13 protein-coding genes are annotated in these 11933 nt (G+C 62.8%); 3 read left to right on the top strand and 10 right to left on the bottom strand.

The features are described from left to right. Window positions 1-79: 79 nt before the first annotated feature. A complete protein-coding gene (locus tag AB2L27_RS19775; protein WP_370443208.1) occupies window positions 80-577 on the bottom strand; it encodes a hypothetical protein in 498 nt (165 codons plus the stop codon). Between the two features lie 35 nt (window positions 578-612). Between AB2L27_RS19775 and AB2L27_RS19770 the strand changes: the two genes are divergently transcribed. Then, on the top strand, window positions 613-1026 hold the full coding sequence (locus AB2L27_RS19770; protein WP_370443207.1) for a hypothetical protein: 414 nt from the start codon (window positions 613-615) through the stop codon (window positions 1024-1026). Between the two features lie 29 nt (window positions 1027-1055). Here AB2L27_RS19770 and AB2L27_RS19765 read toward each other — a convergent pair whose 3' ends face one another. Together AB2L27_RS19765 and AB2L27_RS19760 are read right to left on the bottom strand one after the other, a co-directional pair. Then, window positions 1056-1346 (bottom strand): hypothetical protein, encoded by a 291-nt coding sequence (locus AB2L27_RS19765; protein ID WP_370443206.1) that lies wholly within the window; start codon window positions 1344-1346, stop codon window positions 1056-1058. Between the two features lie 45 nt (window positions 1347-1391). After that, window positions 1392-1631 carry a helix-turn-helix domain-containing protein gene (locus tag AB2L27_RS19760; protein WP_370443209.1) on the bottom strand — a complete coding sequence of 80 codons (240 nt, stop codon included), beginning with the start codon at window positions 1629-1631 and terminating at the stop codon, window positions 1392-1394. 144 nt (window positions 1632-1775) lie between these two features. On the opposite strand from AB2L27_RS19760, the gene AB2L27_RS19755 reads away from it, so the two are divergent. Then, window positions 1776-2633, top strand: coding sequence for an endonuclease VII domain-containing protein (locus tag AB2L27_RS19755; protein WP_370443205.1), 858 nt, complete (start codon window positions 1776-1778; stop codon window positions 2631-2633). A gap of 93 nt (window positions 2634-2726) precedes the next feature. Here the strand turns inward: AB2L27_RS19755 and AB2L27_RS19750 are convergent, their stop codons facing one another. From AB2L27_RS19750 to AB2L27_RS19730, 5 genes are all read right to left on the bottom strand, one after another. Further along, entirely contained in the window at window positions 2727-3773 is a 1047-nt protein-coding gene (locus AB2L27_RS19750; RefSeq protein ID WP_370443204.1) for a helix-turn-helix domain-containing protein, read from the bottom strand. Beyond that, a complete protein-coding gene (locus AB2L27_RS19745) occupies window positions 3770-4399 on the bottom strand; it encodes a hypothetical protein (RefSeq protein ID WP_370443203.1) in 630 nt (209 codons plus the stop codon). The genes AB2L27_RS19750 and AB2L27_RS19745 overlap by 4 nt, the downstream gene beginning before the upstream one ends. 96 nt (window positions 4400-4495) lie before the next feature. Then, complete coding sequence (locus tag AB2L27_RS19740; RefSeq protein ID WP_370443202.1) at window positions 4496-5977, bottom strand: class I SAM-dependent DNA methyltransferase; 1482 nt, start codon at window positions 5975-5977, stop codon at window positions 4496-4498. Continuing rightward, complete coding sequence (locus tag AB2L27_RS19735; protein ID WP_370443201.1) at window positions 5974-7197, bottom strand: restriction endonuclease subunit S domain-containing protein; 1224 nt, start codon at window positions 7195-7197, stop codon at window positions 5974-5976. The genes AB2L27_RS19740 and AB2L27_RS19735 overlap by 4 nt, the downstream gene beginning before the upstream one ends. Before the next feature lie 29 nt (window positions 7198-7226). Next, window positions 7227-9986 carry a type I restriction endonuclease subunit R gene (locus AB2L27_RS19730; RefSeq protein ID WP_370443200.1) on the bottom strand — a complete coding sequence of 920 codons (2760 nt, stop codon included), beginning with the start codon at window positions 9984-9986 and terminating at the stop codon, window positions 7227-7229. Window positions 9987-10175: 189 nt separating this feature from the next. Here AB2L27_RS19730 and AB2L27_RS19725 point away from each other — a divergent pair, with 189 nt between their 5' ends. Next, complete coding sequence (locus tag AB2L27_RS19725; protein ID WP_370443199.1) at window positions 10176-10418, top strand: hypothetical protein; 243 nt, start codon at window positions 10176-10178, stop codon at window positions 10416-10418. A 49-nt stretch (window positions 10419-10467) separates the two neighbouring features. On the opposite strand, the gene AB2L27_RS19720 is transcribed toward AB2L27_RS19725, so the two are convergent. Together AB2L27_RS19720 and AB2L27_RS19715 are read right to left on the bottom strand one after the other, a co-directional pair. Further along, window positions 10468-10617, bottom strand: coding sequence for a hypothetical protein (locus AB2L27_RS19720; RefSeq protein ID WP_370443198.1), 150 nt, complete (start codon window positions 10615-10617; stop codon window positions 10468-10470). 748 nt (window positions 10618-11365) lie between these two features. Beyond that, entirely contained in the window at window positions 11366-11593 is a 228-nt protein-coding gene (locus tag AB2L27_RS19715; RefSeq protein WP_370443197.1) for a hypothetical protein, read from the bottom strand. Between the last annotated feature and the right edge of the window lie 340 nt (window positions 11594-11933).

The following is an 11933-nucleotide window of genomic DNA, read 5'->3' as shown; positions in this document are numbered from 1 at the left end:
CCAGGACGCAGGCTACCGCCTGGATCTTGTACTCATCGGTGAAGTGTCGTCGGGTCGAGCCCATTGCTACCGCCTACTTTCAGGTCAGGCAGCCAATCCGAGTGTCCACCGAATCGGGAACGGTCCACCCTTCCGCGAGCTCGAGCGCTGACTTCAGGTGGGGAGCGTCTGCTGGCCACGCGGCCTCGACCGCGTGCAGGAGACCCTCGGCAGCCTCCTGGTCGACGCAGATTGTGTCGAAGCGGAGAAAGCCCGTGCGGCTGTCAAGCGAGCCGCAGAGCCGACCGTGCCGGGTGGCGGCCTGCTCGACGAGCCAGCTTGCGGGTGGGGCCCCGTTGCCTCTTCCCGTCGCTAGAGACGGGGCGGCCAGGGCCAGAGCCTTCGCAGCGACCGCGGCCGGAACGTCGACGAAAGCCCACTGCTGTTGACGGCTGGGCAGTGGGTCTTCGTCCTGTTCGTCGAGGATGAGCCTCCACGGTGCCAGGACTGAGCGCGTCGTCTCCATGGCATCGCACAGTGCCATCCCCATCGGACACTCGACGAAGGCCGAGCTGCCTGTGCTGGCGAGCGGCAGCACTGGTCGGGGGGCGTAGCCATCTCTAGTCTTCGGGCATGCCACAGAGCATCTTCATCCCCCTCTTGATCTCGCTGTGGACGGTGGCCGTCATCCTCTGGGCCCTTGTGTGGGCGACGGGGCGGAGGCGCGCCCGCGGGGAGGGGATGGGCGAGCAAGGCCGCGACTGTGGCTTGACGTCCAGTGCCTTGGGGAAGCCGATCTACGAGCAGACGCGACTCGGCGAGAACGGCAGCCGGGCGACGTCGATCGGCTTCATGTGGGAGGAGCAGCTCAAAGATCATGGACGGCTGTTGGAGACGCAGTTCGCTCTCAACACCGAGCGCAATCGAGTCACTGCGCTGTCCAGGGAGCTCAAGGCAACGCAGGACGCGCTGGCGGACACCGTTCGGCGTCTGGAGGCGTTGGAGGCTAGCCAGCGTCAGTCCCGACGCCGGTCGCTCCTGCGTTAGCGCCCGGCAGCAGCGTTGCTGTCACGGGCTCAACGTCGGCTGAACCAACGGCCCGCTCTCCTCATTGGGGTCGGCGTCTGCTGCTCCTTCGTGGACTCGGCGGAAGCGAAGGTCCAGCCAATGACGTGGTCCAGGACGAGGGTGATGAGCGAAGAGCGCGCGTCCGTGAGGACAAGTAGCTGCTCATCGACATGGTTGACCCGGCCCACGTGTGCGCGAGGGTGTCCGGCGGTCCAGACCTCAATGGCGAGGTCACCCCGCTTGTAGCGAGTGAGCTCAGCGACGATGGCCTGGCGGGTGAGGTCTGCGATCACGGTCACGCCGGAAGTGTCCGAGATGGATCACCCATCCGCTAGGGCTGGACGCTACTCGATCGGTGGATCTTGGTTGGCGCCCGCGCCGAGCAGCGTCAACGGGTCTTGGCCGATGGCTTCTGCGAGCCGCTCCAGTCCGATCAGGGTGATGTTGCGCTCGCCTCGCTCCAATCCGCCCATGTAGGTGCGGTGGACGCCGACGACGTCAGCGAAAGCTTCCTGGCTGAGACCTCGCTGTAGGCGGTAGCGCCGCAGGTTGCGCCCCACGGTGCGCTGCAGGTCTCCCTCCATGACGACGGCCACGCTGACGTCTTGCTACTTGTAGGTCTACAGACCTATGAGTAGCATCCCGACCGCAGCCACTTAGTGCCGTAAAGCACATGCGACACAACGGGTTTGCCACACATCCTACAGAGCGGATCATGGAGGCACAGAGTGACTACGGGCGGAGGCGGCAGTGCGCCAGCCACCAAGCAGTGCGCAACCTGCGCCGAGGAGAAGCCGCTCGAGGCCTTCTGGAAGGCCACAACCGGTCGGCTTGGCCGGTTCCCGCACTGCAAGACCTGCAGCGGCGTCAGGGAGCCTCGCATCGTCGATCCGGAAGGGGACTTCAAGGTTTGCCGGCGATGCAAGGAGGTCCATCCGCTGCACTTCTTCCGCGCTGACAGGAACAAGAGCAAGGGGCGCGAGACCGTCTGTAAGACCTGCAAGGGAGTTGCGGGTTACCGGCGCGAAGATATCGCGGCGGGGTACAAGGCGTGTCGACGTTGTGAAAAGGTCAAGCCCCTGGACGCGTTCAACCCCGACAACAAGGGGTGGCGCGGCGTCAAGGCTCGATGCAAGGAGTGCCTCAACGCCTACGCCGCTGAGTTGCGGCGCAACGCCACCCCTGAACAGAAGCAGGCCAAGGCGGCCTATATGGCCGCATACACGACAACCGATGCGTTCCGTCGTCAGTTGCGGGACAACAAGTACGGCCTCTTGCCGGGCGAGTACGACACGATGCTCGCAGCGCAGAAAGGCGCGTGCGCCATCTGCGAGGAGCCGCACGACCCGAGCCAGCGCTGGAAGGTGTTAGCCGTGGACCACGACCACGACTGCTGTCCGGGGCAGCGAGCTTGCGGCAACTGTGTGAGGGGACTGTTGTGCGCAGCCTGCAATCGCGGGTTGGGGTACTTCACCCACAATCCGAAGCACCTTCGCGCCGCCGCGGGTTACATGGCGAAGGCCATGCGCCGTTCGCGCCGTCCGGGACCGCGGTTAGGGCGAAAGAGCCGACCCCTCGCCGAGTAGACATCGTAAGTCACCGGAGCCCTGAGTGAGCGCCGGGATTGATCAAGGCACCCCTGGTATGAAGCGCCCCGCGCTGCTGCGCGGGGCGCTTCATTACATCAGGCGCAGGCGCCTCGACTCAGGCACTGGAAGAAGCACGTTGTCGGCCGCGCTATGGAAGCCTGCGATCTCCGCAATATCCTGCGGATCCAGGCCCTTTGCTGTCAGCGCCTCGCCCATCTGAGCTGGAAGTTCTGGGTGCTCGGGAGTCAGTTCGTCACTGAATGGCTCAGCAACTCTCCAACCCTTGGCCGAAAGCGTCTTGTAGAAGTTGGTCCTGGCTGCGGCAGTCATAAGGCCTTCCCGGTATGCGCGCTCGACAAGAGCTTGCATTGAGACGCCCCAGTCCCTTTTCAGGTCCCCGAGACGACTGATGTGCAGCGATCGCAGTTGAGGGCGAATGACGTCCATCGGCATCAGAAACTCTGCTGCGAACTCGTCCGCTTCGTCCTCCAAATCCGCAGAGATCTGGTCGCTGTGCAACACGAGGTGCCCGAGCTCATGGGCCATAGTCAGTCGCTTACGGTCGGTTGGTGCGGCGCTGTTCATGAAAATGACAGGAACGTCTCCCACCCACTGAGACAAGCCATCTACGCGCGCACTGCCGAAATCCCTCTCGATGATCAGACAACCTGCGGACTCAAGCCAACGTGTGAGGGAGCGAACTGGCCCGATAGGCATCCGCCACTGCATCCGAACGAGACGGGCAGCGTCGGCAGGCCGCATCTCCCACGAATCGAATGTCGGAATCCTCTGCTCAGACTGCAAGTGAACGTCTTCGAAGATCATGCTTGCGTGCATACGGAGGACGTTCAGCTCTGCTTCAAGTTGGCGCCAGACGGTGGGTTTCGCAGTCGCACGACGCCGCATGTGGGCATCGACTGCCATGGCTGCCTGGGGCCGTCCAGCGTGCTCTAGAAAACGCGGAGTGACCCCAAGGGCTTCAGCAATTGACCGCACGGTCTCGTCGTCCGGCGCGCGCAGGTCCTTCTCGTACCGAGAAAGCGCACCTTGCGTTACACCAGCTCGCTCAGCCAACTGCGCCTGCGTGAATCCACGTGCCCGGCGAGTAGTCTCGATGACTTCGCCGAGCCTGCTCATTGGTCTTCGTTCTCCTCGCGGTTGTCGCCGAGCTTCGGCGAGATGTCGATGACGGGAGCTCTGGGCCCAATGGCCGGAGGCACCGGAACAGTAACGCCGGTCCCAGCCTGGGGCGTGGCTGCGGGCAGGTCGACTACCCACACGGGCGGGTCCTCATACCCATCGTGCAACGACACTACAGAGCGGGCCATGACTCCCAGGTCGTTGTCCCACTCATAGCCGACGCAGAGCTTGGTTTCACCGAGGCCGATGAGGCCGAGGAGCGTCGGAGTCTGGAGGAAAAAGCCCAGAGCCCCCTGCGTCGGATACGTTGCCACGCGCCCAACGTTGTCATGCTTCTTGATCCGGATCCGGTACCGGAGACCGATGGTGATGTCGCGCGTCGGCTCGGTCCGCGGGACGTGCACGGATGAGTCGTCATCGAGCAGTTGACTGACGTGGTCCATGATCCGGTCGTGCAGGTAGTTGGCCAGGCCCCTCTTGGTCATGGCGGCCACGTGACCCGGCTTCCAGGCCCGGTACTCGCGGAGGTCGGCACTGGCTCTGTCGAGCGCTGTAGCCAGCGCATTGACGACCTTGTCGCCAAGATCATCCAGCACGTCCTGCGAAGTCGGGTACGACGACATGCCACCATTTATACCACCCGAACGCGTGTTCGACCAGCCCTTGTCTCGATCGGTTTGGCCGAGACGCCTGCACGCCGGGCGGGTCGATCGGTGTGGCTATGGCTCGCGAGCCTCAAGCGCCGCTGCGACCGCCTCGAACTCCGCCAAGGCAGCAGTAAGATCCTCAACGATCTCCCGAGCGATCACTTCCGGCGCGGGCAAGTTGTCAAGGTCCTCGAGTGACTCATCCCGGAGCCATGTGAGGTCGAGGTTCACCTTGTCGCGCTTGATGAGCTCATCGTAGGTGTACGCCTTGAAGCGTTCAGCCTCGACGCGTTCCGAGCGGTGCTTACCTGGCGCATAGCATTGCACGAACTCGTCCAAGTGCTTGCGCGTCAGCTGGTTCTGCTTGAGCGTGAAGTGCTGGTTGGTCCGCAGGTCATACACCCACAGCTTCTCAGTCCAGGGCTGGCCTGGACGGGCGGGCCGCTTATCGAAGAACAGTACGTTCGCCTTGACACCCTGCGCGTAGAAGATGCCGGTAGGCAGACGCAGCATCGTGTGCAGCTCGAAGTCGTTCAGCAGCCGTTTGCGGATAACCTCGCCGGCTCCGCCCTCGAACAGCACGTTATCTGGCAGCACGACCGCCGCACGGCCGTGCATGTCGAGAATGGTGCAGATGTGTTGGACGAAGTTCAGCTGCTTGTTGGCCGTGGTCGCGATGAAGTCCTGACGCTCGATCTCGCGGTCCTCACTCACCTCCACGCCATCAGCGCCGACCATCCGCAAGGACGACTTGCGCCCGAACGGTGGGTTGGAAAGGACGACTGACCACTTCTCTGACGGAGGAGCAATGAGTGAGTCGCGGACGTCGATGAGGCTCTCGCCGCTGGGCGTACCAATGCCATGGAGGATCATGTTCATCGCAGCCAGGCGCGCAGTGCCGTCGACGAGCTCGACGCCATGTACGAAATTGTTCTGCAGGTGCTTACGCTGCGTCGGCGTCAGCTCCTCAGCGTGCTGAGCCGCGTAGTCATGAGCTACGAGAAGGAAGCCGCCCGTGCCGGCGGCCGGGTCGATGACCGTGTCGTCGACCGTGGGCTGCACGCAGTCGACCATCGCCTGGATGATGGGCCGTGGCGTGAAGTACTGGCCGGCGCCCGATTTGATGTCCTCAGCGCCGCGTGACAGTAGCTCTTCATAGGCGTCGCCCTTGATGTCTGTTCCGGTAGCCGACCAGTTCTCTTTGTCGATCAGGTCAGTGATCAGACGGCGGAGCTTGGCCGGGTCTTGAATGCGGTTCTGCGCCTTTCGAAAGACGGTACCCAGGACTCCGGCTTGGGAGCCGAGCTGCTCCAGTGTATGCCGATACTGCAGCTCTAAGGCATCGCCGCTCTTGTCCAGCAGCTTCTGCCATGACAACTGCTCGGGAACAATCTGCTCAGGCCTAATTGCCCGTGTCGCGCGTTCATGTGCCATCTTGAGGAAGAGCAGATAGGTCAGCTGTTCCGTGTACTCAATTGTACCCACACCGTCGTCGCGGAGAACATTGCAGTACGACCAAAGCTTATCGACAAGCTGTCGAGTATTGATGCTCATTTCGTACCTGTCCTGGGTTGTAGCAGCGAGGTGGCGATCTGATACCTCAATGAGGTGGCGCGCCTCGATGCCACGTCGAGACTCGATTGCGTTTCTTGCTCATCTTGGCGAATGCGCGTCAGTTGCGCGTATAAAGCCCTTTGATCGCTACCCGAGGCTACGAATGGAACTTCGATAGAAAGTAGCCTGTTTTGAGAGATATTGCGCATACTATCTTTGGTTCCGGTTGCAAAAGCGCTAATTTGACGACGCACTTCCGGCATTGACAATACGCCCTGTAGCCACCCTGCGCAGACCCCAGAATTTAACTTGAGGCGCAGGCTTTTGTCGCTTAAGAGGAGTCTAGGTCGTGGGGCTTGCACGAGCACGGATGCGCCGACATAGTCAGATGTGTTTGCTCTACTGACCAACAGATCTCCGTCTTGGATCTCGTAACGTCGATCCACCCGTTCCGCGTCTACATATTTGTTTTCGTTCCCGTCGAATGTCCCCCAAGTCATCGCACTGACTTTAATGATCCCCCACTCGTCCGGATCGGCGCGTCGCGTGCTATTGCCGAAAGATTTGCCCGCTTCGATTCGTTGGACGTAGGAACTAAGCGGCACGGACTCGTCCGTCGCTAGCAGGTTCACCGCTCGAACTCTGCTTAACTGGCGATTGGATGTTAGTGCCGAACTGAGGTACGCACCCGCAGCTTCCAAATGTGACAGCTGCGCCTCAATGAACTCCGTCAATCGCCGCTGATCGCCAAGCGCGGGGATGTCGATGGGCATACTTAGAAAGCGATCTTGCGTGAGGTTCAGGCCGCTTTCACTGATGCCAGTCTTGAGTCCGTCGATTCGGTCTTGAATGACGGGAGACAAGAGGAGAAGCTCAAGGAGCTTCGCTGAGATCACATCCGGGTTAGCCCTAAATCGATACATTTTCCCCGACAGCAGTATGTGCGGCGCGACCTCTCTAACCAGCGAAGGGACGCCACACCTCGCCCGGGGACCAGCGCAGGTCATGACGAGGTCGCCCGCTTCCACCTCAAGCGCCGGGTCGGGCGTCATGGATGTCGGGAGTGCTTTATTGTGGCGACTATCGAAGGCGCCGGCCTGGATAGCTGTCGTCTTCAGTACGCCCCATGCTCCAGGCGCTGCGGGCTCCTTATGGCATTGCGGACTTTTGCCTTGCTGAACCTTTTTTCGGTTCGAGAGAGGCAAGAGGAGGTCAGCCATTGTGAGCCTACGCCACGCAATGCTTCCAATCATGCAGTGAGCCGCTCATTCAATTCCGCGATAAGGTGCCCAGTCTGATCCCCCAGCGATGCCAAGGCTCCATCGATCCCTCCGCGCTCAGCGAAGGGAGCATCTTCTAGGACCTCTTCAGTAATCTCCGCGGAGGCTGCGATCACCTTGGCCATGCGATCGAGCCACCAGCGCTCGTCGTCGTTGAACACCACACCCGCCTGTTCCTGCTGTACCAGCCACGCTGCGTACCGCTCACGGACAACTTCCGCGTACGGGACCAGCTCTTCATCGACCCCCATGGTGAACCGCAGCAGCGCGACGAGGTCAGTCAGGGTGTGTGCCTGACTCTTGCGCACGCTGCCGGCGTCAACGGCCTCGTATGCGGCCCACAGCAGCTCGGGTGTCCAGGAGTGCGGTGGTCGCTGGATGCGATCAGCCAGCTGCTTGATGTCCTCGAAGGACACACGGCGGCCCTTCGCCTCCTGCATCACCTGGATCGCGGTGATCTCGTCCTTGTGCTCCTCGACGTACTTGGCCCAGGACTCGACGATCGACTTGGCTCGGTCAGGATCAACCTCGCCGTAGGCACTGACCAACTTGTCAGCGGTAACCTCGTCGATCACACGGTCCTTGGCCTGGCGCATCTCTAGGACTCGCGTACGAAGGCTCGGGTTGGCAGCCAGCGGCTGCGTCGCGTCGATGATGAGGCCGCGGATCGCCTGGTCCGGGTCGACTGCGGTCGCCTTCACTTGTGCCTGACGGTCGGGGTCCACGGCATCGACGAGGCCACGCACGATGTCTTTGACCGGCTCGCCGGCCACGCCGTTCAGCTCATTCCGCTCGGCGGGGGTCAGCTGCAGCTCCAGCGCTGCGAGGCGTGAGGCCAGCGTTGCCGCTTCCGGCTCAGTCAGCTGCAGCATCGCAGCCTTGTCGAGCAGCTTCTTCAGTGAGATGGACTTGTCGCGGTTGAGGGGCGGCTCGACGAAGGTGTGGTCGGTCACGCCGATGGCGTCGACCAGCACGAAGCGAGTCTTGGCCTTGGCGTCCGGGGTGACGAGCTGGAAGTCAGCCGATGGGATGGTGCGCGCCCCGCGGCCCTTCATCTGCTCGAAGTACTGCGCCGAGCGGACGTCGCGCATGAACAGCAGGCACTCGAGCGGCTTCACGTCCGTCCCCGTGGCGATCATGTCGACGGTAACGGCCACGCGCATGGTCGCCGAGGTGCGGAAGCTTTGCAGCGCCTTCTTCGGGTCCTTGGCGCCATAGGTAATCTTGGCGGCGAAGTCGTTGCCCTTGCCGAAGACCTGGCGGACGGTCGTGACGACCTCCTCGGCGTGCGCGTCGTCCTTGCAGAAAATCAGCGTCTTGGGCACGGTCGTGCGTCCGGGGAAGATTTCGGCAAAGAGTCTATCGCGGAACGTCTCGAGCACTAGGCGGATCTGCGAGGTGGACGTCACCGCGCGGTCAAGCTGCTTGCCGGTGTACTCAAGATCCTCGTCCAGCTCGACCAGCTTCTGCTTACGTGTCCGGCGGTCAACGGTCGGCACGACAGTGCCGGCCTCGATCTTCGAGCCACCCTGGGTGACCTCGGTGACGATCTTGTACAGATCGAAGTCGACATTGACGCCGTCGGCCACAGACTGTGGATAGGTGTACTCGGACACGAGGTTCTGCTTGAAGAAGCCGAACGTCTGCTTCCCCGGCGTTGCCGTCAGGCCGACGATGTGGGCGTCGAAGTAGGTCAGGACCTCACGCCACACGCCGTAGATGGAGCGGTGGGCCTCGTCCACGATGATGAGGTCGAAGACTTCCGGGGGGAGCTCTGCGCGATACTCCACCTCGACCGGCTTGTCGGGTATGTACTCGTCGACGGGGTCGTCGCCCTCGACAGCCTTGCCATTTTTGATCATGCTGAAGACACGCTGGATGGTCGAGACGACAACGTGGGTACTGCCCAGGGCGCCAGCACCGGTCAGTTTGTCAGCGTTGTAGATCTCGGTGAAGCGGCGCTTGTCGTCAGGTGCTCGGTAGTTTTGGAACTCCGCGATTGTCTGATCGGCCAGGTTGTTGCGGTCGACCAGGAAGAGGATGCGGTTGAAGCCACCCCACTTCAGTAGCCGGTAGCAGCTCGTCACAGCGGTGTAGGTCTTACCGGCGCCGGTCGCCATCTGGATGAGGGAGCGGTCGAAGTGCTGGTTGGCCAGCGACTTTTCGAGTCCCTTGATGGCATCAATTTGTGCCGGTCGCAGCGGCTCGACGTCGAGCTCGGGGAGCACCTGCACCTTCGCCCGCCAAGTCGGGTGCTCGGGGTCAGCCTCTGCGTTTCGGATGATGCGCGCGAGCGTTTCGGGCTTAGGGAAGGAGAAGACCTGGCGGGAGCGTGGGTCGGGGTCGTAGCCGTTCGTGAAGTGCGTCTCGGTGCCGCTGGCCTCGAAGACGAAGGGGATGCGCTCGTCGACCGTCGTTACGGAGAGCTGGACCTCGGGAGGAAGGCCCGTCGAGTACATCGCTGACTGCCACTCAACACCCGAGAGCGTGGCGCCCTCAGCCTTTGCCTCGATGACCCCCACCACGTGCTGGTCGACGTACAGCAAGTAGTCGACACGGCCATGGCCCTGCTTCATGATCATCTCTCGGACAGCGACACCGGTGCCCGCCCACAGGTTGACGTCCTTACGGTCCTGGACGTGCCAGCCAGCTGCGGTCAGCTGGCCGTCGATGATGACGCGAGCCCGCGCCTCAGCCGTCAACCGAGACGTTTCTCCCTGATCACTCATGATCCATGCAGCGTACCGACCCCCTACGACAAAGACGCGTAGTCCGGTGTTACGACCCCCGTAAGGGTCACACGCTGTGGAGTCAGCAGTCTCCAGCGCAGCAGAAGTCCTACTCAGCGACGGCGGGTGGGTCGCAACCATCCTCATCAGACGGTGAAGGCCTCACGGGTTCCAGTCGATCCTCGAATGGTGACTTTCGCTCTCGCGACCTCCCAGCGTGCCCGTCAGGCGCGCACGACGGTCACCGCTGCCCGTCATGGGCAGCCGTGGACGATGGACGAGGACGCCGAGCTGGCGACCTGCCACAGCGACGACGACCTTGAGGCGTTCGCGCGGCGCTGGGGACAGCGGTTCTGGTCGGTCGAGCAGCGCCGGCGTCGTCCTCGTCCCCGCCCTGACCGGGTGCCCACGGGCACCGGCTGGGTGCGGTGAGCCAGGAGGCCTGGCGTTAGACATGCCAACGCCAGGCCCCCATGGAGGACTACTCCCTCTGCTCCAACTCGTCCTGGCCGGCTTCGTCCTTACGGCGAAGGTCAGCCATCGCCTTGAGGCTGCCCGGGACCTGAACGGCGACACCGAGCAGGCCAACGACGAGCCCGACGATGATCTGCAGAAGTTCGTACGTCGTCATCGAAGGACCCCCGCAGGGGAGCTCTGCAGCACTTCACGGTCCTCGCGCAGTCTTGCTGCAGTCGGACTCGTCATGAGCCTTTCGGGCACATCAACGCCGAAGTGAGCCAGATGCGACAAGACGAACGACTCGTCGCAACTTGCGCAGTTCGTAGGGTTCTCGTCTACGATGTTAACGTGTGTACGGTTCGGGTGCAGGTGGCCCGTACGTGGACTCATGCGGAGATCCTTCCGTTGCAGCAGTAGCGGTGTTGAGGCACCACGAAGTAGACGAGGGTCGCGACCGAAGCTTCCCGGCAAGACCGCGATCCCGTCTCTTCGTGGAATGATCCATGCTACCTGTTCACCGTCGGCAGTGCCGGGCAGCGCTCCACACCCCTCAACTCGAACTCCGGGTGGCCACTGACATCTTGATGTCAGGGCTGCCGAACATACTCAAGCTGTGGACGCCCCCAACCCCACAGACCCCGGCCATGAGCACCTGTTCATCGCCCACGACATCGCCCGGGCGTGGGTGGATCTTGAGCGGATGCGTCTCGGGGACGCAGCCGAGGTCCGGTCTTCGTGCGTCCTGTGCTCCCGTCAGGTCGTGCTGACGCAGACCCTGCAGGAGTCCACGACCGCTCAACGTCGGCGGCGTGAGCGCCGTCGTGCGGCCCACGAGCCTCAAGCCGTCCCACGGCCTGCAGCCGGGGGAGTGCCTGCGCTCAGCGGCCTGGTGCCGGGGGGGACGTGAACACCCATCGGACTCAGCGCTGGTCGGCCAGAAAGTCCACCAGCGCGTCGGGCTGCAGGTAGCCCAGCGGTCCCAGGTCAACGCCGGACCGTCCCAGGGGGACGACGGTGACGCCAGCCTTCACCAGGCCGCGCTGCATGTCCTCGGGTAGGAGGTCGTCCTCGGCCAGGCGCAGCGCTCTGCGCCGGGTGGGCTCGTCGGCCTCGCGCCACCAGGCAGCGATGGCCTCGCGCTGGGTCATGGCGTCACTGCGCTTCCGGCCCTGGCAAGTCTCGGACCCAGGTCAGCCAGTCGGAGTTGAAGTCGGCCTCCTGCTGGAACAGGAGCGCGATGTCCAGCAAGGCGTGGGTGAGGTTGTCAGCAGTCAGGCTGTGCCGGTCCCGGACTGCTCGTCGGTAGCTCTGCACCAAGCTGGCCCACCCGAGGTGAGCGTCTCCCAGCTCTGGCGGGTGGTTGGAGCGTTCCCGGTTTCGTGGACACGGGATTAAGCTGCAAGTTGCGCGATCTCGTCTAGATGCCGATACCCTAACTCAAACTCCCGCGGCGTCAAGTATCCCAGCGCCGAATGACGTCGGACCGTG

Origin of the sequence: Kineococcus halophytocola (genome assembly GCF_041276425.1) — a bacterium.
In the GTDB taxonomy this organism is placed as follows: domain Bacteria; phylum Actinomycetota; class Actinomycetes; order Actinomycetales; family Kineococcaceae; genus Kineococcus; species Kineococcus halophytocola.
This window is presented reverse-complemented; position numbering and strand designations above follow the sequence as displayed.